The sequence below is a fragment of the Streptomyces sp. NPDC002588 genome (assembly GCF_040295925.1).
Lineage (GTDB): Bacteria > Actinomycetota > Actinomycetes > Streptomycetales > Streptomycetaceae > Streptomyces.
In genome coordinates this window covers 191,608-216,270 of the sequence record NZ_JBEOWF010000017.1, presented here as the reverse complement: position 1 = coordinate 216,270, position 24,663 = coordinate 191,608, and the positions used below count along the sequence as shown (strand labels likewise).

The 24,663-nt window shown below is 71.9% G+C and carries 23 protein-coding genes; 16 read left to right on the top strand and 7 right to left on the bottom strand.

Features of this window, described 5'->3' with window-relative positions; genetic code table 11:
- Positions 1 to 104: 104 nt before the first annotated feature.
- Positions 105 to 1,628, top strand: coding sequence for an MFS transporter (locus tag ABT057_RS21580; protein ID WP_352344754.1), 1,524 nt, complete (start codon positions 105 to 107; stop codon positions 1,626 to 1,628).
- 49 nt (positions 1,629 to 1,677) lie between these two features.
- On the opposite strand, the gene ABT057_RS21575 is transcribed toward ABT057_RS21580, so the two are convergent.
- Positions 1,678 to 2,349 (bottom strand): lysophospholipid acyltransferase family protein, encoded by a 672-nt coding sequence (locus tag ABT057_RS21575; RefSeq protein WP_352344752.1) that lies wholly within the window; start codon positions 2,347 to 2,349, stop codon positions 1,678 to 1,680.
- Positions 2,350 to 2,544: 195 nt separating this feature from the next.
- On the opposite strand from ABT057_RS21575, the gene ABT057_RS21570 reads away from it, so the two are divergent.
- The 4 genes from ABT057_RS21570 to ABT057_RS21555 all read left to right on the top strand — a co-directional run bounded on the left by ABT057_RS21570 (position 2,545) and on the right by ABT057_RS21555 (position 5,261).
- Positions 2,545 to 2,778 (top strand): hypothetical protein, encoded by a 234-nt coding sequence (locus ABT057_RS21570; RefSeq protein ID WP_352344750.1) that lies wholly within the window; start codon positions 2,545 to 2,547, stop codon positions 2,776 to 2,778.
- 184 nt (positions 2,779 to 2,962) lie between these two features.
- Positions 2,963 to 4,144, top strand: a complete 1,182-nt coding sequence (locus ABT057_RS21565) for a glycerophosphodiester phosphodiesterase (protein WP_352344748.1) — start codon at positions 2,963 to 2,965, stop codon at positions 4,142 to 4,144.
- A 67-nt stretch (positions 4,145 to 4,211) separates the two neighbouring features.
- A complete protein-coding gene (locus ABT057_RS21560; RefSeq protein ID WP_352344746.1) occupies positions 4,212 to 4,718 on the top strand; it encodes a sigma-70 family RNA polymerase sigma factor in 507 nt (168 codons plus the stop codon).
- Between the two features lie 45 nt (positions 4,719 to 4,763).
- A complete protein-coding gene (locus ABT057_RS21555; protein ID WP_352344744.1) occupies positions 4,764 to 5,261 on the top strand; it encodes a GNAT family N-acetyltransferase in 498 nt (165 codons plus the stop codon).
- Here the strand turns inward: ABT057_RS21555 and ABT057_RS21550 are convergent.
- Positions 5,251 to 5,667, bottom strand: coding sequence for a hypothetical protein (locus ABT057_RS21550; RefSeq protein WP_352344742.1), 417 nt, complete (start codon positions 5,665 to 5,667; stop codon positions 5,251 to 5,253). The two genes, ABT057_RS21555 and ABT057_RS21550, sit on opposite strands and share 11 nt — an antisense overlap.
- A gap of 1 nt (position 5,668) precedes the next feature.
- On the bottom strand, positions 5,669 to 6,028 hold the full coding sequence (locus ABT057_RS21545) for a hypothetical protein (RefSeq protein ID WP_352344740.1): 360 nt from the start codon (positions 6,026 to 6,028) through the stop codon (positions 5,669 to 5,671).
- A 69-nt stretch (positions 6,029 to 6,097) separates the two neighbouring features.
- Between ABT057_RS21545 and ABT057_RS21540 the strand changes: the two genes are divergently transcribed.
- From ABT057_RS21540 to ABT057_RS21500, 9 genes are all read left to right on the top strand, one after another.
- Entirely contained in the window at positions 6,098 to 6,751 is a 654-nt protein-coding gene (locus ABT057_RS21540; protein ID WP_352344738.1) for an HAD-IA family hydrolase, read from the top strand.
- Positions 6,752 to 7,089: 338 nt separating this feature from the next.
- Positions 7,090 to 8,109, top strand: a complete 1,020-nt coding sequence (locus ABT057_RS21535) for a methionine ABC transporter ATP-binding protein (RefSeq protein WP_352344736.1) — start codon at positions 7,090 to 7,092, stop codon at positions 8,107 to 8,109.
- The gene (locus ABT057_RS21530; RefSeq protein WP_352344734.1) at positions 8,106 to 8,831 is read left to right on the top strand and encodes a methionine ABC transporter permease; all 726 of its coding nucleotides are present in this window, start codon (positions 8,106 to 8,108) and stop codon (positions 8,829 to 8,831) included. The genes ABT057_RS21535 and ABT057_RS21530 overlap by 4 nt, the downstream gene beginning before the upstream one ends.
- Positions 8,832 to 8,897: 66 nt before the next feature.
- Positions 8,898 to 9,734 carry a MetQ/NlpA family ABC transporter substrate-binding protein gene (locus ABT057_RS21525; RefSeq protein ID WP_352344732.1) on the top strand — a complete coding sequence of 279 codons (837 nt, stop codon included), beginning with the start codon at positions 8,898 to 8,900 and terminating at the stop codon, positions 9,732 to 9,734.
- 154 nt (positions 9,735 to 9,888) lie between these two features.
- A complete protein-coding gene (locus ABT057_RS21520; protein ID WP_352344730.1) occupies positions 9,889 to 10,527 on the top strand; it encodes a GNAT family N-acetyltransferase in 639 nt (212 codons plus the stop codon).
- An 85-nt stretch (positions 10,528 to 10,612) separates the two neighbouring features.
- Positions 10,613 to 11,827: a precorrin-6y C5,15-methyltransferase (decarboxylating) subunit CbiE gene (cbiE, locus tag ABT057_RS21515; protein ID WP_352344728.1), complete on the top strand. Its 1,215-nt coding sequence runs from the start codon at positions 10,613 to 10,615 to the stop codon at positions 11,825 to 11,827.
- A gap of 368 nt (positions 11,828 to 12,195) precedes the next feature.
- Positions 12,196 to 16,347, top strand: coding sequence for a nicotinate-nucleotide--dimethylbenzimidazole phosphoribosyltransferase (cobT, locus tag ABT057_RS21510; RefSeq protein ID WP_352344726.1), 4,152 nt, complete (start codon positions 12,196 to 12,198; stop codon positions 16,345 to 16,347).
- Positions 16,348 to 16,488: 141 nt separating this feature from the next.
- Positions 16,489 to 17,721, top strand: a complete 1,233-nt coding sequence (gene cobA, locus ABT057_RS21505) for a uroporphyrinogen-III C-methyltransferase (protein ID WP_352344724.1) — start codon at positions 16,489 to 16,491, stop codon at positions 17,719 to 17,721.
- A 64-nt stretch (positions 17,722 to 17,785) separates the two neighbouring features.
- A complete protein-coding gene (locus ABT057_RS21500; protein WP_352344722.1) occupies positions 17,786 to 18,676 on the top strand; it encodes a TrmH family RNA methyltransferase in 891 nt (296 codons plus the stop codon).
- Between the two features lie 154 nt (positions 18,677 to 18,830).
- On the opposite strand, the gene ABT057_RS21495 is transcribed toward ABT057_RS21500, so the two are convergent.
- The 4 genes from ABT057_RS21495 to ABT057_RS21480 are packed head-to-tail and all read right to left on the bottom strand — an operon-like array spanning position 18,831 to position 22,499.
- Positions 18,831 to 20,060 (bottom strand): ABC transporter permease, encoded by a 1,230-nt coding sequence (locus ABT057_RS21495; protein ID WP_352344720.1) that lies wholly within the window; start codon positions 20,058 to 20,060, stop codon positions 18,831 to 18,833.
- Positions 20,057 to 20,794: an ABC transporter ATP-binding protein gene (locus tag ABT057_RS21490; protein ID WP_352344718.1), complete on the bottom strand. Its 738-nt coding sequence runs from the start codon at positions 20,792 to 20,794 to the stop codon at positions 20,057 to 20,059. The genes ABT057_RS21495 and ABT057_RS21490 overlap by 4 nt, the downstream gene beginning before the upstream one ends.
- Positions 20,791 to 21,951: a peptidoglycan-binding protein gene (locus tag ABT057_RS21485; RefSeq protein ID WP_352344716.1), complete on the bottom strand. Its 1,161-nt coding sequence runs from the start codon at positions 21,949 to 21,951 to the stop codon at positions 20,791 to 20,793. Before ABT057_RS21485 ends, ABT057_RS21490 begins: the two co-directional genes overlap by 4 nt.
- A complete protein-coding gene (locus tag ABT057_RS21480; protein ID WP_352344714.1) occupies positions 21,948 to 22,499 on the bottom strand; it encodes a hypothetical protein in 552 nt (183 codons plus the stop codon). The genes ABT057_RS21485 and ABT057_RS21480 overlap by 4 nt, the downstream gene beginning before the upstream one ends.
- A gap of 142 nt (positions 22,500 to 22,641) precedes the next feature.
- Here ABT057_RS21480 and ABT057_RS21475 point away from each other — a divergent pair, with 142 nt between their 5' ends.
- Together ABT057_RS21475 and ABT057_RS21470 are read left to right on the top strand one after the other, a co-directional pair.
- Positions 22,642 to 23,298 (top strand): response regulator transcription factor, encoded by a 657-nt coding sequence (locus tag ABT057_RS21475; protein WP_352344712.1) that lies wholly within the window; start codon positions 22,642 to 22,644, stop codon positions 23,296 to 23,298.
- Positions 23,295 to 24,629 carry a sensor histidine kinase gene (locus ABT057_RS21470; RefSeq protein ID WP_352344710.1) on the top strand — a complete coding sequence of 445 codons (1,335 nt, stop codon included), beginning with the start codon at positions 23,295 to 23,297 and terminating at the stop codon, positions 24,627 to 24,629. The genes ABT057_RS21475 and ABT057_RS21470 overlap by 4 nt, the downstream gene beginning before the upstream one ends.
- Positions 24,630 to 24,663 lie beyond the last annotated feature (34 nt).

Sequence of the window (24,663 nt, the reverse complement as noted above, 5' to 3'; positions counted from 1 at the left end):
AACCGGCAGCCCGAACACCCGGCGGTCCTCCGCGGCCACCGGGCACACAGTCATGTCCACACCCACCCTGACCTGGTGATATTTACGCGTCAGAGAGAGGAATCATGACCAGCACCCTGCAGCCGGCGACCACGACCGAGGCGGTGAAGCTCCCGGGCCGCTGGCTCGCGCTGTCCGTCCTCGTGCTCGCCGTGCTGCTGGTGGCCGTCGACGCGACCGTCCTCGGCCTCGCGACCCCCTACATCAGCGAGGACCTGAACCCCACCGGCACCCAGCTGCTCTGGATCGGCGACGTCTACTCCTTCGTCATCGCCGGCCTGCTGGTGTCCATGGGCAGCCTCGGCGACCGCATCGGCCGCAAGCGGATCCTGCTCGTCGGCGCCACCGCCTTCGGCCTCCTCTCCGTCCTGAACGCCTACGCGACGACACCGGAGATGATGATCGCGTCCCGCGCCCTGCTCGGCGTCGCCGGCGCGACCCTCATGCCCGCCACGCTCGCCCTGATCCGCAACATCTTCCACGATCCGCGCGAACGCAGCCTGGCCGTCGGCATCTGGGGCGCGACGGCCTCCGCGGGCACCGCGGTGGGCCCCGTCGCGGGCGGCTTCCTCCTCGAACACTTCTGGTGGGGCTCGGTCTTCCTCATCAACCTGCCCGTGATGGTGGTGCTCGTCCTGGTCGGCGCGAGGACCCTGCCGGAGTCGAAGAACCCCAGCCCCGGCCCGCTGGACCTGCCCAGCGTGCTCCTGTCGCTGGTCGGCATGATCGCCCTGGTGTACGGCGTCAAGGAGGCGGCAGGCCACGGCGTCACCCGGGAGCCGCTGACGGCGGGTCTGCTGGGCGCGGCGGCGCTGTACGGCTTCGTACGCCGTCAGCTCACCCTCCCCGCCCCGCTGCTGGACATGCGCCTGTTCCGCAGTCGCGGCTTCAGCGGCGCCGTACTGGCCGATCTGCTGACCGTCCTCGGACTGTCCGGCCTGGTCTTCTTCCTCTCCCAGTACCTGCAACTGGTGCAGGGCCGACGCCCTCTGGAGGCGGGCCTCGCCGAACTGCCCGCGGCGGTGGGCGCGGTGGCGGCCGGCCTGGTCGCGGGCCGGGTGGCCCGCCGCCACTCGGTCCGGGCCGTGGTCTGCGGCGGCCTCGCGGCGATCGGCCTGGCCCTGGCCGCGCTGACGGCGCTGGACGCGACGACCGGCTACCCGCTTCTGGGCGCGGCCCTGCTGGTGGTCGGCATCGGCGCCGGGTTCTCCTTCACGGTGACCTCCGACGTCATCCTGTCCTCGGTCCCCAAGGACCAGGCGGGAGCGGCGTCGGCGGTGTCCGAAACGGCCTACGAACTGGGCGCGGCCCTCGGCATCGCCGTACTCGGCTCGATCGTCACGGGCGTCTACCGCGGTTTCCCCGCTCCGGCGGACACACCGGCCGGGGCGCACGAGTCGCTGGGCGGCGCGGTGGAGGCGGCGGGGCGAATGCCCGCGGCCGAGGCCGACACCATGCTGTCGTCGGCCCGGGAGGCTTTCGTCGACGGCCTCGGCGCGGCATCGGCGGTCGGTGCGGCGGTCCTGCTGGCAGCGGCGGTGGCGACCTGGTACATGCTCAGGGGACAGCGCCTGGAGAACGCCGGGTAAGGGCCGTGGCCCAGGGGAGCGGGGAGCACCCGCCCCCGGCGTACAACCGCTACGCCGCCTTGGCCTTGGTCGCGTACATGTCCACGTACTCCTGACCGGACAACCGCATGACCTCGGCCATCACCGAGTCCGTCACGGCCCGCAGCACATACCGGTCCCGGTCCATCCCGTCGTACCGGGAGAACTCCATCGCCTCACCGAACCGGACGGTCACCCGCCCCGGGCGGGGCATCCCCGCGCCGCCCGGCTGCAACTTGTCCGTCCCGATCATCGCGAAGGGAACGACCGGCGCCCCGGTCATCAGCGTCAGCCGGGCGATCCCGGTACGCCCCCGGTACAGCCGGCCGTCGGGCGACCGTGTCCCCTCGGGGTAGATCCCGAAGACCTTCCCCTCCTCCAGCACCCGCCGCCCGGTCATCAGCGCGGCCACGCCCCCTCGGCCGCCGTCCCGGTCCACCGGGATCATGCCGACACCGGTGAAGAACCAGGCCATCAGCCTGCCCTTGAGGGTCTTGCCGGTGACGTACTCGTCCTTGCCGATGAAGAAGACCTGCCGGTCGCACACGAGCGGCAGGATCATCGAGTCGATGAACGTGAGGTGGTTGCCGGCCAGGATGACGGGACCGTCGCCCGGGATGTGCTCCGCGCCCTCGACCCGAGGGCGGAACATCAGGCGCATGACCGGTCCGAGCACTGCCTTGATGAGCGCGAAGCGGGACAACGTGCCCTCCGATGCCAGGGAAAAACCGTATGAGTCCGTGCAGGTGAGGACGATACTCGCGGCTGTGGGGGTGGCGCACATCGGGTCACCCAGGTCTTACGCACTGTTGACGTACGTTTACCTGTACGGCCGTACCGTTGCCCGCCCGTCATCCGGGGGGAACGATTTGAACAACGACGTGAAACCGGGGGAGCCATGGGTATCGCCGCAGCCTTCGCCGTGCCGGTGGTCGTCCTTGCCGCCGCCGTGACGGTCCTGGTGCGCAGGGACCGCCGCCGCTTCTCGGGGGGCCCGGACTCGGCCCGCGTCGAAGCGGAGGCGACCCGCGGTCTGCGCGAGGCCCGCGGCAGGGTTCGCCTGTCGAACCGCTTTGTCGCACCCGGAACGCTCGGTGCCCTGCGTGACCGTGACGACAGAAGCCGGTACTGACCGACTGCCCCCGACCGCTGCGGTCATTCCGACGTTCCGTCACATCGCCCGGCTCGCCGCGGATGCACCCGTACGGCACACGCCATTCAGTGTCACCCGCGTGTTGGGACCGAGGTCTCCCGACGGTCATGTCCACGCCCCTACGATCGGCCCGCACGAACGAGCCGACGGCCAGGAGGGCCTCATGGGATCGCAGGACGCGCGGACGAACGAGCAGGCGAGTGTGGGCGGTACCGGACGACGGGCGCTGCTCGGTGCCGCGATGCTCGGCGCCACCGGAAGCGTCCTCGGTCTGCCGGGCACGGCGCGGGCCGCCGAGGCCCGCCACCCCGGCGGCGGCGGGCTGGAGAGCCTCCCGGTCCCGACGATCATCGGCCACCGCGGCGCCAGCGGCTACCGCCCCGAGCACACCTTCGGCTCCTACCAGCTCGCCCTCGACCTGGGTGCCGACATCGTCGAGGCGGGCGACCTCGTCCCCACCAAGGACGGCCATCTGGTCTGCCGCCACGAGCCGGAGATCGGCGGGACGACGGACGTCGCCCGGCACCCCGAGTTCGCCGACCGCAGGACGACGAAGGTCGTGGACGGTGTCTCCTACACCGGCTGGTTCGCCGAGGACTTCACCCTCGCCGAGCTGAAGACCCTCCGCGCGGTCGAGCGCATCCCCGACTACCGTCCGCACAACACGCTCTACGACGGCCGCTGGGAGATCCCGACCTTCGAGGAAGTCCTCAAGTGGCAGGACGAGCAGACCCGCAGGCGTGGCAGGCAGGTCTGGATCTACCCCGAGACCAAGCACCCCACCTACTTCCGCAAGCTGGGTCTCGGCCTCGAGGAGCGGGTCGCCAAGCTGCTGCACAGGTACGGCAAGGACAGGAAGAACTCGCCGGTCGTCCTGCAGTCCTTCGAGCCGACCAGCATCCAGCGCCTGAACAAGCTGGTCGACAACCCCCTCGTCGTGCTGCTGTCCACGGCGAGCTCCCGTCCCTGGGACTTCGTCGAGACGGGCGACCCGCGCACCGTCGCCGACCTGATCACCCGGGCAGGGCTGCGCGAGATCGCCGGCTACGCCCAGGGCATCGGCCCGACCCTCGACCTGGTCATCCCGAAGGACGACAACGGCAACCTCACCACCCCGACCACCCTGGTCAAGGACGCCCACGCGGTGGGCCTGATCCTGCACCCGTACACCATGCGCAACGAGAACCCCTTCCTGCCCGCGAACTTCCGCAAGGGCACGGACGCGGACGGGTACGGCGACCCCTTCGGTGCCTTCCGGACCTACTTCGCCACCGGCATCGACGGAGTCTTCACCGACAACGCGGACACCGGCCTCCTCGCCCGCGAGGACTTCGTCAACGGCTGATTCCCCGTTGGAGTGACATACGGCCGCCCGGGCAACCAGCCGCCCGGGCGGCCGCATCGTGTGGCACATGACGCACGACCTGCTCACCGACCTGCACCCCCTCCTCACCGCCGAGGCCCGCGCCGAGGCCCACGCCACCGGAACCGAACCCGGCGACCTCGAACAGGCGGTCTGGCTCCGCCTCCTCGAGCACCTCGCCACCGACGGCCTCCCGCCCGACCCCCACAGCTGGCTGCGCCGGGCCGTGCGCGCCGAGGTCCGCCGCACCCGCCGCACGACCCGCCGCGAGCGGCCGTACGAGACCGACCCGGTCGACGACCGCGACCAGGGGCCCGAGCAGCTCGCGCTCACCACCGCCCAACGCCGCGCCCTGCGCGAGGCGGTGCACCGGCTGCCCGGCCGCTGCTCCCGGCTGCTCCTGGCCCTGCTCTCACCCGGGGACCTCACCTACCGGGAGATCGCGGGGGAGTTGGGTATCTCACAGGGCAGTCTCGGACCGGAACGTTCCAGATGTCTGGGATGTCTTCGACGTTTGCTCGCCCCGGAGGTTGCGACCGGTCGAGGGCGGGGATAGGAGTGAAGGACCAATGGCGATCAGGTGAGCGGGAGGCGTGCGCACATGGGCATGAGCGTGACCATCTCGGTGGCGACCGAGCAGGATGCCGAGCAGATCTTCAGGCTGCAGTACCTGTGCTTCCAGAGCGAAGCCGCGCTGTACGGCAACTACCGGATCGCCCCGCTCGTCCAGAGCCTCGACTCGGTCAAGGAGGAACTCGCCGCCGACTGCGTCTTCGTGGCCCGGCTGGGCGACGAGGTGGTCGGCTCGGTCCGCGGCCACATCACCGACGACGGCGCCGCCTCGATCGGCAAGCTCTGCGTCCACCCCCGCCTCCAGGGCCACGGCATCGGCGCGCGGCTGCTGCGCGCCGCCGAGTCCGCCCTGGCCGAGGAGCGCGGCGCCAAGCGGTTCCGCCTCCACACGGGCCACCGCAGCGAGGGCAGCCTCCGTCTCTACCGCCGCGTCGGCTACGAGACGGTGGGCACCTCCCAGGGCACGGACGGCGTACCGATGATCGTCCTGGAGAAGGCGGCGGGGGAGTACGCGGCTACGGCTTAGCCGTACGCGACTTCCGCAGCCAGTACAGGGCCGACAGCGGCAGCAGCACGGGGATGAACACGTACCCCATGCCGTAGTCCGACCACACCGTCGCATCCGGGAACGCGCCCCGGTCGACCAGGGTCCAGGTACCGACGATCAGCACACCCGCGAGCTCGGCGGCGCAGCACACCTGTGCCGCCCTGCGCGCCGTCTCCCCGCCGCGCACCAGCGAGTAGGTGATGAACCCGTACACGACCCCCGCCACCGCCGACAGCGAATAGGCCAGCGGCGCCCGGTCGAACTCCGTCGCGATCTGGTACGCCGAGCGCGACACCGCGCCGACCACCATCACACCGTAGAACCACACCAGCACCAGGCCCGGCCCGCTGATCAGCCGGGCCGGCCTGTCCTGAACGGCCGCCATCTCAGCCTCCCCAGATGTCGTAGAGCCGTACCTCGAGGACGGCGAGGACGACCGCGCCGGCGGCGACCGTCACCGAACCCCAGCGTGTCCGCTCGGCCAGTGACATGAACGCCGCCGCCGGGACGCACGCGAACGCGCCCAGCAGATACGCCACGAAGATCGTCGTGCCCTGCTCCGGCTTCTCGCCCCGCGCCAGCTGCACGATCCCGACCACCAGCTGGACCACGGCCAGCAGCGAGACCACGGCCATCCCGATGAAGTGCCAGTCCTTCGTCGGCTGGTCACGGTAGGCCGCCCAGCCGCACCAGGCGGCGAGCAGCAACGCGGCGACGCCGCACGCCAGCGTCAGGGCATCAAGCATGCAGTGACCTTATTACGGCGGAATCGGCCCCCCGCTGCCGCCCCCGGGCGCCGACGTAGGGTCGGGGCCATGACCACGATGCACGCCCAGGCCCTCCTCTTCGACAACGACGGCACCCTCGTCTCCACTCTCGCCTCCGTGGAGCGCTGCTGGATCAGGTGGGCCGGGGAGTATGGCATCACCGCCGAGGACTTCGCCCGGACCGAGCTGCACGGCCGCACCGCCGTGGAGATAGTCGCCGATCTGGTGCCGGCCCACCTGGTCCCGGAGGCCGTGGCGCGGGTGGAGCAGCTGGAGGTCGAGGACGTGCCGAACGGCGGTGTCGAGCTCCTCCCCGGCACCAGGGACCTCCTCGACTCGCTCCCCGCCGACCGCTGGGCCGTCGCCACCTCCGCCACCCGGCGGCTGGCCGAGGCCCGGCTCGCCGCCGTCGGGATCAGCCCGAAGGTCCTGGTCACCGCGGACGACGTCACCCGCGGCAAGCCGGACCCCGAGCCCTATCTGCTGGCCGCCCGCGAACTGGGTGTCGACCCCGCCCGCTGTGTCGTCCTCGAGGACGCGCCGGCCGGTCTGCGCGCGGCCCGCGCCGCCGGGATGGCCACCGTGGCATTGACCACAACCCACCAGGCCCACGAGCTCGACGCCGACCTGGTGGTGCGGGACCTCTCCGCCCTGTCGGCACTGGTCACCGGCGGGGGCGTGGAGATCTCCGTCCGCGGCTGAGCGCTGCCCACCGTCTGTCCGCCACTGTCCACCGCTGTCCGGCATACGGACAGCGGGTTCTCGGTCGATTCAATACGTCTGATTTACTGATCGCATGACCACGACGAGCCACCGCACCCTTGCGACCGAGGCGACCATGACGCCCGGTGCTCGTTGTCTGTGTCGAATGCGCGCCTTCTAGAGGGCCCCCGCACCACCCCGAGCCTCGCGCCCCGAAGCGAGCCGCCGTGGCACGTCCGTATGCCCTGCCCGTACGTGACCGAGTCCCCCGCGCATGACTTTTCCCCTGTACCAGGGCACACCCACGCCCGCGTACTCGACAGTGACGGAACACCCCTGTGATCACGACAACAGGCCTCACCAAGGTCTACCGCTCGCGCGGCGGCCGTGAGGTCACCGCCCTGGACGGCGTCGACCTGCACGTCCGCGAAGGCGAGGTCTACGGCGTCATCGGCCAGTCCGGCGCCGGAAAGTCCTCCCTGATCCGCTGCGTCAACCTCCTGGAGCGCCCCACCGCCGGCACGGTCAGAGTCGCCGGCCGGGACCTCACCGCCCTCGCCGGGCGCGGACCCCGGGCCGGCAAGGAGCTGCGGGAGGCGCGCAGCCGCATCGGCATGGTCTTCCAGCACTTCAACCTGCTGTCCTCGCGGACTGTGCAGGACAACGTCGAACTGCCGCTGGAGATCCTCGGCCACTCCGGGAAGGAACGTTCCCGCAAGGCCCTGGAACTGCTCGACCTGGTCGGGCTCAGCGACAAGGCGAAATCCTACCCGGCCCAGCTCTCCGGCGGCCAGAAGCAGCGCGTCGGCATCGCCCGCGCCCTGGCCGGCGACCCCAAGGTGCTCCTCTCCGACGAGGCGACCAGCGCCCTCGACCCCGAGACCACCCGCTCAATCCTCCGGCTGCTGCGCGACCTGAACCGGCAACTGGGCCTGACGGTCCTGCTCATCACCCACGAGATGGACGTGGTCAAGTCGATCTGCGACTCCGCCGCGCTCATGGAGCGGGGCCGGATCGTGGAGTCCGGCACGGTCAGCGAACTGCTCGCGACCCCGGGCTCGGAGCTGGCCGCCGCGCTGTTCCCGGTCGGCGGCGAGGCCACCGGCGACGACCGCACCGTCCTCGACGTCACCTTCCACGGTGAGGCCGCGACCCAGCCGGTCATCTCCCGGCTGTCGCGCACCTACAACATCGACATCTCCATCCTCGGCGCCGCCATCGACACCGTCGGCGGTCTCCAGGTCGGCCGGATGCGCATCGAACTCCCCGGCCGCTACGAGGACAACGTCGTACCCGTCGGCTTCCTGCGCGAACAGGGCCTGCAGATCGACGTACTGGTCGAGGAGGGGGCCGAGTGACCTGGCCGGAAATGCAGCCCCTGCTCTCGCAGGCCTGTTGGGACACCCTCTACATGGTCGGCTGGTCCACCCTCGCCGCCGTCGTCGGCGGTCTCCCGCTCGGCGTCCTGCTGGTCCTCACCGACCGGGGCGGCCTGCTGCAGAACACCGTCGCCAACAAGGTGATCGGGCAGGTCGTGAACGTGGCCCGTTCGATGCCGTTCATCATCCTGATCGTGGCGCTGATGGGCTTCACCCGGACGATCACGGGCACGACCATCGGCCGGGAGGCCGCCATCGTGCCACTGGCCGTCGGCGCGATCCCGTTCTTCGCGCGCCTCGTCGAGACGGCTGTCCGCGAAGTGGACGGCGGGCTCGTCGAGGCCGTACAGGCGATGGGCGGCAACACCTGGACCGTCGTCCGCAAGGTCCTCGTCCCCGAGGCCCTGCCCTCCCTCATCGCCGGCACCACCACCACGGTCGTCGCCCTCATCGGCTACTCCGCCATGGCCGGCACGGTCGGCGCCGGCGGCCTCGGCGACATCGCGATCCGCTACGGCTACCAGCGCTTCGAGACCGAACTGATGTGGATCACCGTCGCGATCCTGGCCGTCGTCATCTCGCTCATCCAGTTCGCCGGCGACTTCGCGGCCCGGTCCCTGCACCGCCGCGGCGGCCGCTCGGGACAGGCGCCGAAACTTCGGCTGCTCAAGGCCTCCACGGCCACCGGCAAGACCGTCTGAGCACACCCCGATCTCCCCGCACCACCCACCGCGGGGCCGCAACACCCGTAAGGAAAGGCACTTTTCGTGCGCAACACCGCCAAGATCACCACCACCGTCCTCGCCGCCGGAGCCCTCACCCTCGGACTCACCGCCTGCGGCTCGGACAAGGACTCCGGCAGCACCGACGCGAACGCCGCGCTGACGGTCGCCGCCACACCCACCCCGCAGGGCGAGATCCTCACCTACATCAAGGACAACCTCGCGGCGAAGGCCGGCCTCGAGCTCGAGGTCAAGGAGTTCACCGACTACGTGACCCCCAACACGGCGGTCCAGCAGGGCGAGGTCGGCGCCAACTACTTCCAGCACCAGCCGTACCTGGACGACTTCAACAAGAAGAACGGCACCGACATCGTCGCCGTGCCGAACGCCACGGTGCACCTGGAGCCGCTCGGCCTGTACTCGCAGAGCGTCAAGAAGCTCGACGACCTGAAGAAGGGCGCCACCCTCGCCCTGCCGAACGACACCACCAACGAGGCCCGGGCGCTGAAGCTCCTGGAGGCCAATGGTCTCATCGGCCTCAAGTCCGGGGCCGGCTACTCGGCGACCCCCAAGGACGTCACCTCCAACCCCAAGGGCCTGAAATTCAAGGAGCTGGAGGCGGCCCAGCTGCCGCGCTCCCTCTCCGACGTCGACGCCGCGGTGATCAACGGCAACTACGCCCTGGAGGCCGGCCTCAGCCCGGCGAAGGACGCCCTCGCCGCCGAGTCCGCGAAGGACAACCCGTACGCCAACTTCCTCGCCGTCAAGAAGGGCGACGAGGACGACCCGCGTGTGACGAAGCTCGCCAGGCTGCTCACCTCGCCCGAGGTGAAGAAGTTCATCGAGGACAAGTACGACGGCGCCGTCGTCGCCGCGTTCTGACCCCACCCGCGGGGTCCGCTCCCTCATCAGGGCGGACCCCGTGGTGCGGTTCGGTGCTTTCATGCTGCATGCTGGGCAGTTCAGCGGGTCCTGACGGTCCGGTAGGCACAGGCCAGGTCGGGCACCGAGGTTTCGAAGGCTATGGAGCGGCTTCATGACGAGCACCTTCCCCACCATCTCCATCAGCACGGAGCGGTTGGTGCTGCGTCCCCTCGACGAGGACGACGTGCCCGCCCTGGCCCAGATGATGGACGACGAGCAGATCGTGGCCTGGACCGCCGTGCCCCACCCGTTCACCGAGGACGCCGCCCGGCACTGGATCACCGAGTACGCCCCCTCCGAACGCACCGCCGGACGCGGCCTCGACCTCGCCGTCACCGAGTTCCTCACCCAGCGGCTGGTCGGCGTCATCCAGCTCGGCAAGACCAACTGGCACGTCCGTTCCACCGAACTGTCGTACATCGTCGCCTCCTGGGCGCGCGGCGAGGGATACGCCTCCGAGGCCGCCCTCGCCGTCGCCCAATGGCTGTTCACCGACCAGAAGTTCGAGCGCATCGAGCTGCGCACGGCCGCCGACAACACCGCCTCCCAGCAGGTCGCGCAGAAGATCGGCTGTATCAGCGAGGGCGTCCTGCGCGGCGCCTGCATGGCGCGCGCCCGCGCCGAGGACGGCACCTGGGCCGAGACGCGCACCGACTACATAGTCTGGAGCCTGCTCCCCGAGGACATCGAGGGCGCCGGCGAGCAACTCGCCGAGAGCGGCGGTTTCACGTCGTACACCGACTGGAACTGACCGGGAGCGGCCGTCGCACGGTCCCGCCGACCGGGTACCCTCACGGAGCCCGCTACCTGCGTAAACCTCCGGGAGACTGACGACGATGGCCGACCGCGTCACGGTGATCGGCTGGGACGGCTCACCGCTGACCGCCGCGGCCCGCTCCGCCCTGGGCGCCGCCACACTGGTGGCCGGTGCCGCCCACCATCTGGCGCTGCCCGAGGTGCCGCCCCCCGCCGAGCGCATCCGCCTGGGCAGCGTCGCCCTCGCCGCCCGCCGCATCGCCGGTCACCGCGGCACCGCGGTCGTCCTCGCCGACGGCGACCCGGGCTTCTTCGGCGTCGTACGCACCCTGCGCGCACCCGAGTTCGGCCTCGAGGTCGAGGTCGTCCCGGCCGTCTCCGCCGTCGCCGCCGCCTTCGCCCGCGCCGGGATGCCCTGGGACGACGCCCAGGTCGTCGTCGCCCACCGGCGCACCCTGCGCCGCGCGGTCAACGTGTGCCGCGCCCACACCAAGGTCGCCGTCCTCACCTCGCCCGGCGCCGGCCCCGCCGAGCTGGGCCTGCTCATGGAGGGCGTGCACCGCACGTTCGTCGTCTGCGAGGAACTCGGCACCGACCGCGAGCGGGTGAGCGTGCTCACCTCGGACAAGGCCGTCGACCACACCTGGCGCGACCCCAACGTCGTGATCGTCATCGGCGGATCGGTGAGCGCGCCCTCCGACGACAGCGGCTGGATCTCCGGGCGCGACCCGGGCACCGGACCGCGCGGCTGGGCACTGCCCGCCGAGGCGTACGGCGGCGGACTCGGCGAAGGGGAGTCCGAGCTGCTGCGTGCCGCCCAACTCGCCCGCCTCGGGCCGCGGGTCGGCGACCTCGTCTGGGACATCGGCTGCGGCAGCGGCGCCTTTTCCACCGAGGCCGCACGGGCGGGGGCGGCGGTCCTCGCCGTCGACCGCGACCTGGACGCCTGCGCCCGCACCGACGCCGCCGCCCGCCAACGCGGCGTCCAGCTCCAGATCGTCCGCGGCACCGCCCCGCACGTCCTGGAGAACCTGCCCGAACCGGACGTCGTCCGGGTCGGCGGCGGGGGAGTGGCCGTGGTCTCCGCGGTCGCCGACCGCCGCCCCCAGCGCATCGTCACCCACGCGGCGACCCGCGACACCGCCGAACTCGTCGGCCGCGACCTCACCGAGCACGGCTACCACGTCGAATGCGCCCTCGTGCAGTCCGTGCAACTCGACACACGGGCCTGGACGGAGACCGAACGGAGTGTCGCGTTCCTGCTCAGCGGGGTTCTTCCGGACCGTCGGCCCTGACCCGGTCCACCCGACCCGTGATCCTGTTGTCGTACCGCGCGCGGTAGGCTGGCCGATCGTCGTACCGCTTCCGTTCGCCCGGCACTTCGTCGGTCAATGTCCGGAAAACACATCCCTTTTGGGCTGCGTCGTGGTACGGCAGAACCGGAGAACGCGCAACGTGGCGCAGTCCACAGCGGAGCCGCGCGGATCAAGCTGTCGCGAGGCGGCGAGGGCCGGGACAATGCCATTGAATGGCTTTGTCGCTTTTTCGGGCGGGTGGCTCGTGCCGCTGGGCACGGACGCTCGTTCTTCACTACGGGGCGGTCGGTGCGCCGCTCCGAGTGAGCTGGTCGTAGGGAGCACTAACCGATGGGCGAGGGGTACGCATGACCGACACCGGCCAGGTCCCGGGCGAGGGGCTGCCGGAGAACGCAAGGCTGGTGGAGCAGCCGGGCGCCCCCGCGCACGGCGCGTACACCTTCCTCTCCGAGACCACCGCCGAGGACGAAGACCTCTTGCTGTTGCCGGGCGCCCAGAGCGCCTGGGGCAATGAGGTGGCGCCTCCCGCTCCCGAGCCGGTCGTCGAGACGGTCGTCGAGACGGTGCACGAGCCAGGACCGCACGAGATCTCCGGCCGCGACAGCGGCTCGGTCGACCTCACCGGCGTCCGCCTGCCCGGCCCGGCCACGCCGCCCCAGCCGGCCCCGCGCCGCCCACTCCACCTGGGCCCGCCGATCCCCGACGCCTCCGCCAGCCCCGTCCGGTCCCTCGCCGACCGGGGCCCCGCGGGCGTACCGGTACGCCACCCGGGGCCGGCCGCCTCCGGCCCCGAGTACCTCGACGTCCCGCCCGCGCGCGACATGCCCCCGCAGGGCGCGGCGCCCTGGGGAGCACCGGCCACCGCGCAGGCCGCGGCCCCGGTCGCCGCCCAGCCCGCTGCTCCGGTCCAGGGCCCGGTGGCTTCGGAGGTGGCGGCAGCGGAAACCACCGTTGCCGTTCCGGCGGCGGCGCCGACGGCCGTCGCGGACACTCCGGAGCGTGCCGAGCCGGTGAGCGCCGCCCAGGCCGTCGTGGCCCGTGTGGCGACCGAGGCGATCGCGGCGACCACGCCCCAGGCACAGGACGTGGCCGGGACGGCGTACGCCGTCCCCGGCGGCGGGGTGCCTCCGGCACCGGTGGCGCAGACTCCCGGAACGGTGACCGGCGAGGCCGTCCCGTTCCCGGCCACGTCGGGCGTCGTCGACCCGGGCCAACTGCTCGGCGCGGCGCTGATCGCCGAGGGCGAGCAGGACATCGCGGACGAGGTCCCGGGGGCCGGGACCATGGCCGAGGTGGGGGCGGGCATCGGTGCGGGTGCTCCGGTGAGCGTGACTTCCGGTGAGGAGCCGACCGCTGCCGTACCGGAGGCGGCCCCCGCTGCCGAGGTGCCGGTCGTCGAGGCGGCACCGATCGTCGAGGCGGCACCGGTCGTCGAGCCGGTTCAGGTCCCCGAGGCGGCGGTTGCCGAAACGCCGGTTGCCGAGGCCGCGCAGGAGGCGCCGACTCCGGCCCCGGACGCTGCCCCGGCCCCGATCCCGGCGCAGGCGGCTGACGTTCCCCCCGCCCCCGAGACGGTCGACCAGATCCCCGAGCCCGAGGCGACCGCGATCCCCGAGGTGACCGTGGTGCCGGGGACACCGGAACCGGCGGAACCGGCGGATCCGGCGGATCTGGCGGAAGCTGTGCAGGAGGCGCCCGCAAGCGCACCGGAGGCTGCTGCCCCCGCGCCCGAGGCTTCCGCCGAGGAACCGCAGGTGCCGGCCGCCGCCATTCCGGACGCCGCTCAGCCGCTCGAACCCGCGGCACCTCCAGCCGAGGCCGAGGTAGAGGTAGATGCCGAGGTGGAGGGGGAGGCAGGGACGGAGGCTGCCGAGACTCTCGCCGAGCCCGTCGCGGCTTCCGCCGAGGCCGTCGCCGTAGAGCCGGTCGAGCCGGTAGAGCCGGTAGAGCCGGTTGCCTCACAGGCAATGGTGGAGGTGTCGGAGGCGCCTGAGCCCGCCCCGCAGACCCCCGTCGTACCGGAGCAGACGGCCCAGCCGGTCCCGGACACGCAGCCGCAACCGGTCCCGGAGGCGGACGAACAGCCCGAACCTCAGGCCGTCGCCCCGACTGTCGCCCATCAGGCGGACTCCACTTCTCACACCCCGGACATCCCCGTCCCCGTGGCGGCGCAGCAGCCGGAGCCCCGGCCCGAGTCCCTCGCCACCGGAACCCCGGCCGAGACGGACGCGGACGTCGCGGACGTCGCGGAGGTCGTCGCCGAAGCGCCCGAGCCGTCCGCGGCCGACGACGCCGCGCTCGCGGTCGCCACCCCGCAGCCTGACCACGTCGTGGACCAGCCAGAGGACGAGTCCGTCCTTGCGCCCGTCTCCGAGTCCGTCTCCGAGCCCGTCGCCGAACACGTCGACGAAGCCCAGGGCGACCCCGTGGGTGCCCCTGCGGGCGAGTTCGTGCCGGTCGAAGGCACGGTGCCCACCACCCCGCACCTTGCCCCGACCCCACCGCACCCCCTGGTCCTCCCCACCCCGGACCGGCAGCCCACCGAGGCCCCGGCCGAGCAGCCGGCCCCGCAGGCCCCGGCCGCCGCCGTCACCGTGCCCGCCCCCCGCGCGGCCGACCCCGCTCCCGCCCCGGCCACCCCGGACCCGGAGCCGCCCGCTGTCTCCGACCCCGATCCCGAGGTCGCGCAGAGCCCGGAGGACCTGGACACCAGGGCCGCCGACCAGGAAGAGAGCACGGCCGTGGAAGAACTCCGAGAGTCCACCGGCCCGGCCGCGCCCGCGTACGACGACGCCGAGCGTGAGGCCGTCCTGAAGGTCATGCGGGAGCGTCGCGACATCCGCAACGGCTTCCGCGGCGACCCCATCCCGCACGAGGTGCTGCTGCGCGTCCTGGAGGCCGCCCACACCGCGCCCTCCGTGGGCGCGTCCCAGCCCTGGGACTTCGTCGTCATCCGTTCCGCCGAGACCCGGCGCGCGATGCACGAACTGGCGATGCGTCAGCGCGACGCGTACGCGAAGTCGCTGCCCAAGGGCCGGGCGAAGCAGTTCAAGGAACTGAAGATCGAGGCCATCCTCGAGACCCCGGTGAACATCGTGGTCACCGCCGACCCGACGCGTGGCGGCCGGCACACCCTGGGCCGGCACACCCAGCCGCAGATGGCGCCCTACTCCTCCGCGCTCGCGGTCGAGAACCTCTGGCTCGCCGCTCGCGCCGAGGGTCTCGGCGTCGGCTGGGTCAGCTTCTTCGACGAGCGTGAGATGGTCCGCGCACTGGGCCTGCCCGACCACCTCGAGGTGGTGGCCTATCTCTGCGTCGGCTACGTCGACGAGTTCCCGGACGAGCCCGAGCTGATGCAGGCCGGCTGGGCCAAGCGCCGCCCGCTGTCGTGGGTGGTGCACGAGGAGACGTACGGCCGTCGCGCGCTGCCCGGAGAGGACCCGCACGACCTGCTCGCCGAGACGGTCGCCGGGATCCGCCCGCTGGACGCCAAGGCGCTCGGCGAGGCCTGGGAGCGGCAGAAGCGCATGACGAAGCCGCCCGGCGCGCTCGGCATGCTGGAGATCATCTCCGCGCAGCTGTCCGGCCTGTCCCGGCAGTGCCCGCCGCCGATCCCGGAGCCCGCGGCCGTCGCGATCTTCGCCGGCGACCACGGCGTGTACGCGCAGGGCGTCACCCCCTGGCCGCAGGAGGTGACGGCGCAGATGGTCGCCAACTTCCTCGGCGGCGGCGCGGTCTGCAACGCCTTCGCGGCACAGGTGGGCGCCGAGGTCTGCGTGGTGGACGTGGGTGTGGCCGCCGAGCTCCCGGCGACCCCCGGCCTGCTGCCCCGCAAGATCCGGGCGGGCACCTCCGACATGACCACCGGCCCCGCGATGACCCGCGAGGAGGCCAAGCAGGCCATCGAGGTCGGTATCGAGACCGCCCGCGACCTGGTGGCAGCCGGCAACAAGGCGCTGCTGACGGGCGAGATGGGCATCGCCAACACGACCGCCTCGGCGGCTCTGATCTCGGTCTTCACGGGCGCCGACCCGTCCGAGGTCACCGGCCGTGGCACCGGCATCAACGACGAGACCCTCGCCCGCAAGACCGAGGTCGTCCGCCGCGCCCTGGAGTTCCACCAGCCGGACCCGGCCGACCCGATCGGCGTCCTGGCCGCGATCGGCGGCTTCGAACACGCGGCGATGGTCGGTCTGCTCCTGGGCGGCGCGTCCCTGCGCACGCCGGTGATCCTGGACGGTGTCAGCGCCGGCGCCGCCGCCCTGGTCGCCCGCGCCATCGCTCCCGAGGTCCTCGCGGCCTGCATCGCGGGACACCGCAGCGCGGAACCCGGACACGTCGCAGCCCTGAACAAGCTGGGCCTGCGCCCCCTGGTCGACCTCGACCTCCGCCTCGGCGAGGGCACCGGAGCCCTGCTCGCCCTCCCGCTGGTCCAGAGCACGGCCAGGGCCATGCACGAGGTGGCGACCTTCGACTCGGCGGGCGTGACCGAGAAGTAGGACCGCCCCGGGGTCGGCGGGCGTGCGCTCCTGCACGCCCCCCGACCCCGCCGTACGCTGACCCCACCTTTAAAATGCGCACGTCAGGGCCGCTCCAGAGCCGCAGCGCCCACCCTCTGCCTGTTCGAGGAGCCGCACCTCATGGCCGAACATCCGCCCTACCCCGTAGGCCTCCGCCTCACCGGCCGCAGGGTCGTCGTCCTCGGTGGCGGTCAGGTCGCCCAGCGCCGCCTTCCCTCCCTGATCGCGGCCGGCGCCGACATCCACCTCGTCTCACCGGAGGCGACCCCCTCCGTCGAGGCGATGGCGGACGCGGCCGAGATCACCTGGCACCGGCGCCCCTACGCCGAAGGCGACCTCGCGGACGCCTGGTACGCGCTGATCGCCACCAGCGACCCCGAGGCGAACACACGGGCCTCCGCCGAAGCGGAGGCGCACCGCGTCTGGTGCGTCCGCTCCGACGACGCCGACCGGGCGACCGCGTGGACCCCGGCCACCGGCACCAGCGAGGGCGTCACCGTCGCCGTACTCACCACGGACGCCAAGGGCCGCGACCCCCGCCACACCGCCGCCATCCGTGACGCGGTGGTCGAAGGCCTCCGCGACGGCACCCTGGTGGCCCCCCACCACCGCACCCGCACCCCCGGCGTCGCCCTGGTCGGCGGCGGCCCCGGTGACCCCGACCTGATCACGGTCCGCGGCCGCCGTCTCCTCGCCGAGGCGGACGTCGTCATCGCCGACCGGCTCGGCCCGCGCGACCTCCTCGCCGAACTCCCGCCGCACGTCGAGGTGATCGACGCGGCGAAGATCCCGTACGGCCGCTACATGGCCCAGGAGGCCATCAACAACGCGCTGATCGAACACGCGAAGCAGGGCAAGTCGGTGGTCCGTCTCAAGGGCGGCGACCCGTACGTCTTCGGCCGCGGCATGGAGGAGCTCAACGCCCTCGCCGAGGCGGGCATCGCCTGCACGGTCGTCCCCGGCATCTCCAGCTCCATCTCGGTCCCCGGCGCGGCCGGCATCCCGGTCACCCACCGCGGCGTCGCCCATGAGTTCACGGTGGTCAGCGGCCACGTCGCGCCCGACGACGAGCGCTCCCTCGTCGACTGGGAGTCCCTCGCGAAGCTCACCGGAACCCTGGTGATCCTGATGGGGGTCGACAAGATCGGGAAGATCGCCGAGACGCTGGTCGCGCACGGCAAGCCCGCCGGCACACCCGTCGCGCTCGTCCAGGAGGGCACGACGGCCGCTCAGCGCCGCGTCGACGCCACCCTGGCGACGGTCGCGGAGACCGTCCGCGCGCAGGAGGTCAAACCCCCGGCGGTCATCGTCATCGGTGCGGTAGTGAACGCCGGACCGAACCCCTCCGCGTAACCGCGGGTAACACAACCCGTGCCAAGCCGTTGGCACCGCACCCAGGACAAGGCAGTATCACCCTGTGGCCGATCTCATCACCGTTGAGGACCCCGACGATCCGCGCCTGCGCGACTACACCGGCCTGACCGACGTCGAGTTGCGGCGCAGGCGTGAGCCCGCCGAGGGCCTGTTCATCGCCGAGGGTGAGAAGGTCATCCGACGGGCCAAGGGCGCCGGGTACGAGATGCGTTCGATGCTGCTCTCCGCCAAGTGGATCGATGTCATGCGCGACGTCATCGACGAACTCCCCGCCCCGGTCTATGCCGTCAGCCCCGACCTCGCCGAGCGCGTCACGGGCTACCACGTGCACCGGGGGGCCCTCGCCTCGATGCAGCGCAAGCCGCTCCCGGCGGCCGCCGACCTCCTGCAGACCGCCCGCCGCGGCGTGATCATGGAATCCGTGGACGACCACACCGACATCGGCGCGGTGTCGCCTTCCGGTCCGCAAAGGGGTGCGGGGCAACGCGTTGCCATCTTCGAGGACATAGTCGATCACGCGAATCTGGGGGCTGCCTTCCGTAACGCGGCCGCTCTGGGCGTGGACGCCGTCTTCCTCACGCCACGCTGCGCCGACCCCCTCTACCGGCGGGCCGTGAAGGTGTCGATGGGCGCTGTCTTCCACGTCCCCTGGACCCGGCTGACCTCTTGGCCGAAGGACGTCGAGATCTTTCGCGAGCACGGCTTCGTGGCGGCTGCCCTGTGCCTCAACGAGAAGTCGATCACGATTGACGAACTGGCCGCCCGCCGGTACGAGAAGCTGGTGCTCATGCTCGGTACCGAAGGCGACGGGCTGTCGGTCGACGCCCTGCGCGCGGCCGATGAATGGGTCCGGATCCCGATGTCCGCAGGCGTGGACTCCCTCAACGTCGCCGCCGCCTCCGCCGTGGCCTTCTACGCGACGAGGCCGCAGTAGCCCCGTCGACGGCCGCCTCCGTCACCGGGCGTCCCGCACGACGGCATCCGCCGCGCACGGACCGACGCGAACAGGCACGGCGGAGCGGCGGGGACCGGCATGGCCCGGTGCCCTGGCGCCGCCGGTCCGCCGGCCGCGCCAGGAACCCGTCCGCTCACGGCACGGTCAGCGCCTCTGTCGGGGAGAGCCGCGATGCCTGGACCGCCGGATAGAGCCCGGCGACCGCGCCGATCAGGAGGGTGGCGCCGAGGCCGCCGGCCATCGCCCAGGCCGGGACCATGGTCGGCCAGGACTGGGCGGCGGCGTATCCAGCGGTCACTCCGATGCCGAGCAGCAGGCCGCCCAGCCCGCCCAGTGTGGACAGCAGCAGCGACTCGGTGAGGAACTGCAGCCGGATCTGGCCGCGGCTCGCGCCGAGCGAGCGGCGCAGGCCGATCTCCGGGCGGCGTTCCAGCACGGAGATGACCATGGTGTTCGCCACCCCGATGCCGCCGACGAGCAGGGCGACGGCGCCGAGCCCGAGGAGCAGGGCGCCCAGCGTCCGGTCGGTGGCACGCTGGGCGGCGAGCGCGTCCGAGGGCCGGGAGACACGCACCTCGTTGGGCGCCTCGGGGTTGGTGGTGGCGGCGAGCACGGAGCGTACGGCCTCCACGTCCGGCTCGGCGGACCGGACGTAGACGAAGGTCGGATGCCCGTCGAACCCCAGATAGCGCTGAGCGGCCGGCCAGCCGACCAGCGCCGCCGTGTCCAACTCCTTGGCCAGCGGTACGGGGTCGAGGATCCCGGCGACGCCGAACCACGTGTCACCCAGCCAGATCCGTACCCCCGGCGTGCGCACGTCCAGCCGCCGTGCGGCCTTCGCCCCGAGGACGACCGCCGGGTACCGGGCGGTCGCGCCGTTCAGCCAGGACCCGGTGGTGACCTTGCCGCCGAGGGTGCGAAGGAGGTCGGAGCGCGTCGCCAAGACCTCGATGCTGCCGGTCTGGCCACTCGGGACGTGGTCGTTGCGGTAGGCGTGCGCGTCGATCCGGCCGACCTCGGAGACGGAACGGACCGGGGCGATCCGGTCGAGCATCAGGACCGATGTCTTGGGCAGTTGGGCGTCGGTGCCGTACATGGTGTTGCCAGGGCTGACGGTGAGCAGATTGGTGCCCAGCCGGTCCAGGGCGCGGTCGAGGTCGGCACGGCTGGAGGCGGAGATGCCGACGACCGCGAGCATGGCCGCGATCCCGATCGCGATGCCGACGGCCGAGAGGAAGACCCGCAGCGGTCGGGCGCGCAGACCGGCGGCGCCGACCCGGGCGACGTCGGCGGGGCCCAGCCGGGCGTGGGAGGGGAGCGTGAGCGCTTGTCGCCATTGGGGTCTGCGAGGTGTGTTCGTCATGATTCGCCGCCTTCCGTGCCGGGTGCGAGTGCCTTCGCACTGTCCGTCAGCAGGCCGTCGCGTACATGCACCTGACGGGGCAGAGCCGCGGCGATCTCCCGGTCGTGGGTGATGATGACGACCGTCGTACCGCCCGCTCGCAGGTCTCGCAGCACCTCCATCAACCCGGCGCCGGACGTGGAGTCCAGGTTGCCGGTGGGCTCGTCGGCCAGCAGCAGGGCGGGTTCGCCGACGACCGCGCGGGCGATCGCCACCCGCTGCCGCTCGCCGCCGGACAACTGGTGCGGCAGATGACCGAGCCGGTGGCCGAGGCCCACCCTGGTCAGCGCGGCCTCGGCGGACGCGCGGCGTTCGCGCATCCTCACACCGGCGTAGAGCAGCCCGTCCGCGACGTTGTCCAGCACCGACACCCCCACCGCGAGGTGGAACTGCTGGAAGACGAAGCCGATCCGCTCGGCCCGCAACGCCGATAGCTGACGGTCCGTCAGGCGGGACACGTCGTAACCGTCGATACGCACCGTGCCGGACGAGGGCTGGTCGAGAGTACCGATGATGTGCAGCATCGTGGACTTGCCGGAACCGGACGGGCCGACGATGCCGAGCAGTTCGCCGTAACCGATGTCGAGGTCGACGCCGCGCAGCGCGGTGACCCCGCCGGGGTAGGTCTTGGACACGCCGCGCAGTTCGGCCACGTTCGCCACGGTGTCGGTCCCGGGGCTCGTCCCGGTGCTCATTCCGGCATCCCCACGGTCGCACCAGCGCTGATCCCCGGACCGCTCACCTCGACCAGGCCCTCGGCGAAGAGCCCGGTCCTGACGGGCACGATGCGGGTACGGGGTCCGGTGCCGGCCCGGGAGTTCTCGACGACCTCAAGGCCGTAGCCGCCCTCCGCGAGCGCGAGCAGTGCCACTACCGGGACGGCCAGGACGTTCTCGCGCCGTTCGGCCGTATAGCGGATGTCGACCGTTCCCGGGTCCGTCCCGCGCAGCGCCTTCTGCCTGGTGACGGCGATGGTGACCTTGACGGTGTCGTTCTGGGATCCGGACCCGCTCCCGGACCCCGACTCGCCGTCCGAGCCCTGCCCGCCCGACGTCCCGCCCGAAGACTCCCCCGAATCCCCCGATCCCCCCGTCTCCCCGGCACCCACCGCCGCCACCGTCCCCGCGACCGACGCGCCGCTCGCCAGCTTGACCTGCACCTTCGTACCCTTGACTGCCCAGCCGGCTTCGGCGGTCTGGACATCGGCCGTCACGACCTTGGTGGTGCTGGTGCAGTTGAGCACCTGGGCGTCCGCCGACGCGCCGAGGCGGACGGAGTGCTGCGCGACACGGACCCGGCCGGGCCCGTAGACCACCTGGTCCACGCCGACCGAACCGGTCCTGGGGAGTCCCAGGTTGTGCTGCCAGCGCTTCACCGCGGCGGTGGTGAACTTGGTGAACTTCTCGTCCACGGTGAAACCGGTATAGCCGAGCGCCCACAGATTGCGTTCGAACTGGAGCACGTCCGCGCCCTTGGCGCCCTTGGCGAGCGCGCGGTACATCGGCAGCGTTCCGTAGAGCAGCAGCACGGGTCTGTCGTCGGCGCGCAGCAGCGCACCCCCGCGCCCGACGAGGCTTCCGACCGGCGGCAGCCAGGTCACCGTGCCCGTCGCCCGTGAGACGACGGGGGCGGCGGCGCCGTAGTCCAGCCGACCGGACAGGCTCGTCGCGTCGGTGAGGGTGCGGCGTACGACATGGGCGGTGGCGGCGGGCATGTCGCGGGGCGGAGTGGCACCGGACTCCCCGCCGCCGAAACCGAGGGCCGCCGTCATGGCCGCCACGACGACGGCCGCCACCACCGTCCCGCCGACCAGGACTCGCGTACGAGGGTGGCGCAGTACGACCGCGGTCATCCGCCGTTCACCGACCCACGGCCGGTCCGCGGCAGGAGGTTGCGGCAGGCTTCGAGCGCCTTGTGCGCCTGACGGTCGGTCTTGATCCGCCTGGCGAGGGCATCGCTCAGCTCCGACTCGCCGGTCTGCGGGTTCGGGTCCGGGTAGGCCGACAGGCCGTGTTGGCGGACACAGGCCGCGTACCGGCCGCGCTTCTCGATGTCGTCGGGCGACAGCAGGGGCGGCGCGGAGGCGGCGGGCTGCAGCGCGCGGCACTTCTCGGTCGCCGACATGATCTTCTCGACCGAGGTCTTCTCCTTGTCGACCTCGGCCGTGCCCTCGGACGTCTCCTTCATCACCACGCCCTGGTCGCGCATGCACGCCGCGTACTTCTGGGCCTGGTCGTCGTCGCCCTGCGAGCGGCCGGCGGTGGCCGACTTCTCGGCCGTGGCCACCCCGGGCCCGTCGTCGGACCCGCTGCAGCCGACGACCCCGAAGAAGAGGACGAGCAGCGGTGTGGCGGTGAGCAGTCCAGCGTGGCGCACGCGGTTCATGCGATGTCCGGTCATATCAGATCTCCCCCCGTGTTTTCGGTACTTGGACAGAGAGGACATCCGACGGCCTGTAAATCCACTGTCAGGACTGGTGCTTATGGGCGTCTTATGTATGCTCGGCCAATATTGCCCGGGACTGAGGGGGAGGTGGGTCGCCGTGCGCGTACTCGTCGTCGAGGACGAGGAGTTGCTCGCCGAGGCGATTGCGGAAGGGCTGCGGCGCGAATCGCTGGCGGTGGACGTCGCCTACGACGGCGCCGCGGCCCTGGAGCGGCTGGGCGTCAACGACTACGACGTTCTCGTGCTGGACCGGGACCTGCCTCGGGTGCACGGCGACGAGGTCTGCCGCACGGTGGTGGAGAAGGGCTACGACACCCGGATCCTGATGCTGACCGTCGCCGGCGAGGTCGCCGACCGGATCGCCGGGCTCTCCCTCGGCGCCGACGACTACCTGCCGAAGCCGTTCGCCTTCGGCGAGTTGGTCGCCCGTGTCCGGGCACTGGGGCGGCGGGCCCGCCCCGCCACCCCGCCGGTGCTCGCGCGCGCAGGAGTCTCGCTGCACCCGGGGCCCCGGGAGGTCTACCGGGACGGGCGGTACGTGGGGCTGTCCCGCAAGGAGTTCGCCGTACTGGAGGAACTGCTGCGCGGGGAAGGCAGCGCGGTCAGCACCGAGCAGCTGCTGGAGAAGGCCTGGGACGAGAACATCGACCCCTTCACGAATGTCGTACGCGTCACCGTGATGACTCTGCGCCGCAAGCTCGGCCCGCCACAGGTCGTGCAGACCGTTCCTGGTTTTGGATACCGGATCCCGTGAGCGGCTCCGGCCGGCGCAGGCATCAGGGTGTGGCCCAGGGAGTGGTGGATCCGCCGAAGCGGACCATCCGCGTCCGGCTGACCCTGCTGTACGGCGGGCTGGTGATGCTCTCCGGCGTCACGCTGTTACTGGTCACGTACGTCATGTTGGATCGGATCATCGCCACCCAGCCGATCGACATCTCGTCCGTGTACCCGCCCCCCGGGGCATCCGCGACCGCTCCCGCCAAGGTGCCGGACGTGCCGGACGTCGCCCCGTCCTCACGTACCGGCCTGGGCTCCGCACTCGGACCCGTGCCGAGCGGCGCTCCGCCGGAGAGCGCGGGGAACGAGGACCTGACCGCGTACAAAGAGCAGGCGCGCGCGGCCGCACAGCAGCTCCGCGCCGACTTCCGGAAGCGGACGCTCAAGCCCCTCCTCGTCGGCGGCTCGGTGGCCCTCGGCCTGTTCGCGGCCGGCGGACTGTTGATCGGCTGGCTGGTCTCCGGCCGCACCCTGCGCCCGATCAGCCGGATCACGGCCACCGCCCGACGGGTCGCGGACCGCAGCCTGCACGAGCGGATCGGGCTGACCGGTCCGCACGACGAACTGCGCGAACTCGCCGACACGTTCGACGACATGCTGCGCCGGCTGGACGCCGCCTTCGAAGGGCAGCAGCGCTTCGTCGCGAACGCCTCCCACGAACTGAAGACCCCGCTGGCGATCAACCGAACGCTGCTGGAGGTGGCGATGGGCCGACCCGACGCCCCGCCGCAAGTCGCCCAGCTCGGAGAGAACCTGCTGGCGGTGAATGCCCGCCACGAGCGGCTGATCGACGGGCTGCTCACCCTGGCCCGGTCCCAGCACGCGGTGGCCGATCCCGTGCCGGTCGATCTGACCGCGGTGGTGCGCCGGGTGGCGGACCTGGCCCAGCCGGATGCCCGGCGAGCCGGGGTGACGCTGACTCTGGAGGCGGTCCCGGCGCAGGTGGAGGGGGATCCGGTACTGCTGGAGCGCCTGGCGCAGAACCTGGTGCAGAACGCCATCCGCTACAACACCGACGGCGGCTGGGTGCGTGTGGTCTGCGGCGGCCACGGCGACGACACCGTCCGCCTCACGGTGGACAACAGCGGGCCCGAGGTGGCGCCGTACGAGGTACCCGCCCTCTTCGAACCGTTCCGAAGGCTCGACGACCGGGTCGGATCAGCGCAGGGCACGGGCCTGGGACTGTCCATCGTGCGCTCGGTGGCCCGCGGGCACGGCGGCGAGGCGAACGCCGTGGCGCGTACCGGAGGAGGGCTCACGGTCCGGGTCGCGCTGCCCGCACAGCCTCTCGATGGTGACGAAAAATAGAACTGAAACAATGGATTTCGTAGATCTATTACAC

Coding starts and splice junctions, on each gene's coding strand:
- ABT057_RS21580 (WP_352344754.1), top strand. CDS start 105: ATGACCAGCACCCTGCAGCCGGCGACCACGACCGAGGCGGTGAAGCTC.
- ABT057_RS21570 (WP_352344750.1), top strand. CDS start 2,545: ATGGGTATCGCCGCAGCCTTCGCCGTGCCGGTGGTCGTCCTTGCCGCC.
- ABT057_RS21565 (WP_352344748.1), top strand. CDS start 2,963: ATGGGATCGCAGGACGCGCGGACGAACGAGCAGGCGAGTGTGGGCGGT.
- ABT057_RS21560 (WP_352344746.1), top strand. CDS start 4,212: ATGACGCACGACCTGCTCACCGACCTGCACCCCCTCCTCACCGCCGAG.
- ABT057_RS21555 (WP_352344744.1), top strand. CDS start 4,764: ATGGGCATGAGCGTGACCATCTCGGTGGCGACCGAGCAGGATGCCGAG.
- ABT057_RS21550 (WP_352344742.1), bottom strand. CDS start 5,667: ATGGCGGCCGTTCAGGACAGGCCGGCCCGGCTGATCAGCGGGCCGGGC.
- ABT057_RS21545 (WP_352344740.1), bottom strand. CDS start 6,028: ATGCTTGATGCCCTGACGCTGGCGTGCGGCGTCGCCGCGTTGCTGCTC.
- ABT057_RS21540 (WP_352344738.1), top strand. CDS start 6,098: ATGACCACGATGCACGCCCAGGCCCTCCTCTTCGACAACGACGGCACC.
- ABT057_RS21520 (WP_352344730.1), top strand. CDS start 9,889: ATGACGAGCACCTTCCCCACCATCTCCATCAGCACGGAGCGGTTGGTG.
- cbiE (WP_352344728.1), top strand. CDS start 10,613: ATGGCCGACCGCGTCACGGTGATCGGCTGGGACGGCTCACCGCTGACC.
- cobT (WP_352344726.1), top strand. CDS start 12,196: ATGACCGACACCGGCCAGGTCCCGGGCGAGGGGCTGCCGGAGAACGCA.
- cobA (WP_352344724.1), top strand. CDS start 16,489: ATGGCCGAACATCCGCCCTACCCCGTAGGCCTCCGCCTCACCGGCCGC.
- ABT057_RS21495 (WP_352344720.1), bottom strand. CDS start 20,060: ATGACGAACACACCTCGCAGACCCCAATGGCGACAAGCGCTCACGCTC.
- ABT057_RS21490 (WP_352344718.1), bottom strand. CDS start 20,794: ATGAGCACCGGGACGAGCCCCGGGACCGACACCGTGGCGAACGTGGCC.
- ABT057_RS21485 (WP_352344716.1), bottom strand. CDS start 21,951: ATGACCGCGGTCGTACTGCGCCACCCTCGTACGCGAGTCCTGGTCGGC.
- ABT057_RS21480 (WP_352344714.1), bottom strand. CDS start 22,499: ATGACCGGACATCGCATGAACCGCGTGCGCCACGCTGGACTGCTCACC.